Source organism: Streptomyces apricus (genome assembly GCF_008369065.1).
GTDB lineage: Bacteria > Actinomycetota > Actinomycetes > Streptomycetales > Streptomycetaceae > Streptomyces > Streptomyces apricus.
This window is the reverse complement of sequence record NZ_VDFC01000121.1, coordinates 1-4,193: the sequence shown is the minus strand read 5'-3', so window position 1 is coordinate 4,193 and position 4,193 is coordinate 1. Positions and strand designations below refer to the sequence as shown.

Here is a 4,193-nt window from a genome sequence, read left to right as displayed (position 1 = left end):
GGCGGGTGAGCAGGGGGAGGCTGCCGGACCGTGTCCGTGTCCGGTCGCGGCCGGACACGGACGGCAGCATGACGAGCGCCCGCCGGGGTTGTCCTCCGGCGGGCGCTCCGCCGTTGCGTGAGGGAGGGCGCGCGGGCGCGCGGGTGGTCCGTGGGCGCGTTTTCCGATTGAACAGTTGAGCTGTGGAGCCCCCCAGGGGATGGAAAGCGCACGAAGTTGGGTAAAAGCGCTGTGGCGGACACGCCGTTCATGATTCCCTCGTATCGCCGACGCAGCCCCCGCAACGACCTTCTGACCTGGCCGACCGGGCCCGATCACCGCCCGGTGCCGACCGGGGTGCGACGGACCGACCCCACCCTTGCGTGCAGCGGAGCCGACCCATGCTCACGACCCTCACCACCGTTTACACCGACACGCGCGCGGCCGACCTCGCCTGGGCCCTCGGACGCGAGCCGCTGCCCGCGCTCGCGACGCTCGACCTCGAACTCGCCGGCACCAAACTGCAATTGAGACTGCTCGGTGCCTCCCACCAGGTGCTCATGGAGGAGGAGCGGGGCAGCTGTTCCGAGACCGTCGCCTGCATCGCCGGCAGCAGCACACCGCTGCCGCTCGGCGTCGCCAAGCGGGTGGGCGACTGGGAGTACGAGTTCGCCGCGCGCGTGGAGACGCTGTCGCGCGGGTCCTTCGCGGGCCGGGCCCAGGAGTTGCTCGCCCTCGTCGCCGACCATCCGAACGGACTTGCGGGGGTCTTCCCCGGCAGCCCTCACGCCTTCACCGCCATGCTCGCGCAGCGGCACGAGGGCCAGGTGCACTGGCGCACCTGGCACGCCTACCCCCAGGAGGGCCAACTCGTCGCCACCCGCACCAAGGTGGGGATGCGGGTGCCCGCCCCTCTCTAGGCCCCGGCCGGGTTCCGGTCGGGTTGTGGCCGCGTTCTGGCCGGGTTCCGCCCGGGGAAAGGGCGTCCCCGGATCGGCCGAAGTATGCACAGGCGATGGGATTTACACACGTGTGGGTGACGTGGCGCAGTGGAGCGGTGACGTAGCGTTCCCTGGGTGATCGAGCCGCACGCCCCCGCCCCGCCCGGCACGGCCTCACCACGGCCCCGCACCGGTCCGGGCCCGGCGCGTCTGCCGGTCCGGCCGGCCACCGGGCGGTTCCTCGTGCTCACCGGCGTGTTCGTCTGCGCGGCGTGCGGACTCGTGTACGAACTGGAACTGGTGGCGCTCGCCTCGTACTTGATGGGCGACTCCGTCACCCAGGCCTCCGTGGTGCTGTCCGTGATGGTCTTCGCGATGGGCCTCGGCTCGCTCCTCGCCAAACGGCTGCGCTGCCGCGCCGCGGCCGGCTTTGGCGCCGTCGAGGCGCTGCTCGCGCTGGTCGGCGGCTGCAGCGCGATGGCCCTGTACGCCGTCTTCGCCTGGACCGGGGACTGGGGCGGCGCCTGGGCCGGCGGCTCCACGTACCTCCTCGTCGCGTTCTCGCTCGCCATCGGCCTGCTCATCGGCGCCGAGGTGCCGCTGCTGATGGAGCTGATCCAGCGCGTGCGCCGGCAGGACCCGGGCGGAGCGGTCGCCGACCTGTTCGCCGCGGACTACGTGGGCGCCCTGGCGGGCGGGCTCGCGTTCCCCTTCCTCCTGCTGCCGCTGCTCGGCCAGCTGAGCGCCACGCTGATCACCGGGACGGTCAACGCGGTCGCGGGCGGCGCGCTCGTCCTCGGCGTCTTCCGGCACGACCTGACCCGGCGCGACCGCCGGCTGCTGGTCGTCGCCAACCTCCTCGTGCTCGCGCTGCTCGCCACGGCCGCCGCCCTCGTCGACGACTTCGAGCGGTCCGCGCGGCATGCGATGTACGGCAGGGACGTCCGGGTGGCGCTGCACACCGGCGTCCAGGACGTCGTCCTGACCGGCGGCGCGGACGGCCGCGGGCTCGGCCTCTACCTCGACGGGCGGTTGCGGGTCAGCGGCGGTGACGGCGGCCGCTGCCACGCGGCGCTCGTCCGCCCCGCGATGAACGGCCCCCACGCGCGCGTGCTCGTCCTCGGCGGCGGCGACGGGCTCGCCCTGCGCGAGGTGCTGCGCCACCGGGGCGTACACCGCGTCGACGTCGTCGAACTCGACGCGCGGCTGGTCCGGTTGGCGCGCACCGATCCTGCGCTGTCCGCGCTGAACGGGCACGCGTACCGGGACCCGCGGGTGCGGGTGGTGGCCGCGGACGCGTTCGGCTGGCTGCGGCGGGCCCCGCTGCGCGCGTACGACGTCGTGGTCTCCGACCTGCCGGACCCGCGGGACACGTCCAGTACGAAGCTGTACTCGCAGGAGTTCTACGGGCTGGCCCGCGAGGTGCTGGCCGACGGCGGGCGGCTCGCCGTGCACGCCGGGTCCCTGACGGCGCGGCCGCACGCCTTCTGGACCGTCGACGCGACGGTGCGGGCGGCGGGGCTGCGGACCGTGCCGTACAGGGTGGACGGGTCGCGCGCGGCGCGCGGCCAAGGGCACGGTCAGGGGTATGAGCAGGGGCTCGACTGGGGGTACGTGCTGGCCTCGCGCGCGCGGCCGCACCTCGGAGGAGGAGGGGGAGCGTCGGGGGAGGGTGTCCGCGCGGCCGGACGCACCGGGCCGGCGGACCTGCCGCCCTCCACGCTCGTGCACCCGAGGTACGCGGACTGAGTACGTCTGCCGTCGATCGTTGCTCTTGTCTCCTGTCCCCGTCCCCCGTCCCCCGTCCGCGTGCGGATGCGGGGGATCCGGGGGAATCGGCGCATGTGGGGGTGCGGTACGGGCGGTGCTGGGTAGGCTCGGCCGACATGGAGCATGAGGTGTTCGTTCCGGTTGCCGTCGAGCGTCTGCGCGAGGCTCTCGCCGATCCCGCGCGGGTGGCCCGGGCGCTGCCCGGTCTCCAGCAGGACGAGGAGGCACCGCCCGTTGCGGGCCGCCTGAAGGTGCGCATCGGCGGGCACTCCATCACGTACCGCGGCACGCTCGCGGTGTCCGCGCGGGACGACGGCTCGTACGCGATCGAGGCCGACGCCACGGAGTCCCGGGGCTCCGGCTCGGCGAAGCTGGCGCTGACGCTGTCGCTCGGCCCGGCGGAGGGCGGCACGACGGCCACCTTCACGGGCACCGCCTCGGCCGACGGCCGCATCGCCGACCTGCCGGCGGAGGAGGTGGCGACGGCGACGACCCGCCTGCTGACGCGGTTCGCGGAACACCTGGGGGACGAGGCGCCCGAGCCCGAGTCTTCGCGCGGGTCCGAGCCCGTGCCTATGCCTGCGCCCGTTCCGGAGGAGGAGACGCCGTCCCTGGACGACCTGCCCGCCTCGGCGGTGCCGTTCGCCGAGGGGGATTTCGAGGGCGGCTTCGAGGACGACGGCACGTCGCCGCCGGGGGCACCGGCGGAGGCGGCGCACGCGCGGCGGACGATGATCGGGCGTTCGGCGGAGGAGGTCGACCACGCGCCGCCGCGGGGCCGGTACGCGCCGGTGCCCGCGCCGGAGTCCGCGGGCACGGGGGCGGCGCTGCGGTGGGCCGCCCCGGCGGCGGCCTTCGCCCTGGCCTCGGCGATCGTGGTGGGCCGAGCCCTCAGAAAACGCCACTGACCACTGACCACTGACCGCTGACCGCGGGGCCGGCAGGGCAGGGCCCTGCACCGAGTTCTTCGCCTGCGGGCCGGTGGGGGCTGATCGCGCAGTTCCCCGCGCCCCTGAGGGGCGGGCACCGCACCGGTCCTTCGTCTGCGGCCGGGTGGGGGCGGGCCGCGCAGTTCCCCGCGCCCCTGACGGGGCGCAGGCGAAGCCGCGCCTTCAGGGGCGCGGGGAACTGCGCGCTCAGCCACGACGGACCCGCACCCGGCAACGGTTTTCCAGGGGCGCGGGGAACTGCGCACCCAGCCACGGCCGGCCCGCACCCGAAGGCCGCTTCCAGGGGCGCGGGTCACCGCAGGCGGCCGGGCGCGGCCGGACCGGACCCGCCCTACCCGCCGAACCCCCGGAGGGACCCCGTAGGGTCGGGCCCGTGAGTAACGAAGACATCACGCTGACCGCCGGCAACGGCGACGTGGAAGCCACCGTCCAGCCCTCCAACGGCGGCCGCATCGGCAGCCTGAAGATCGACGGCGTCGAACTGCTGCGCCAGGGCGACAAGTTCGGCTGCTTCCCCATGGTCCCCTGGTGCGGCCGCACCAGGGGACCATGG

3 protein-coding genes and 1 pseudogene are annotated in these 4,193 nt (G+C 74.8%); all 4 read left to right on the top strand.

Annotated features, from left to right (window positions below; translation table 11 throughout):
* Positions 1–380: 380 nt before the first annotated feature.
* Entirely contained in the window at positions 381–899 is a 519-nt protein-coding gene (locus FGF04_RS38275) for a DUF2617 family protein (RefSeq protein WP_149515998.1), read from the top strand.
* A gap of 156 nt (positions 900–1,055) precedes the next feature.
* Entirely contained in the window at positions 1,056–2,669 is a 1,614-nt protein-coding gene (locus FGF04_RS38270; protein WP_149515997.1) for a polyamine aminopropyltransferase, read from the top strand.
* Between the two features lie 137 nt (positions 2,670–2,806).
* Positions 2,807–3,598: an SRPBCC family protein gene (locus tag FGF04_RS38265; protein ID WP_149515996.1), complete on the top strand. Its 792-nt coding sequence runs from the start codon at positions 2,807–2,809 to the stop codon at positions 3,596–3,598.
* A 415-nt stretch (positions 3,599–4,013) separates the two neighbouring features.
* Positions 4,014–4,193 (top strand): annotated as a pseudogene (locus FGF04_RS38260) (aldose 1-epimerase); the annotation flags it as partial.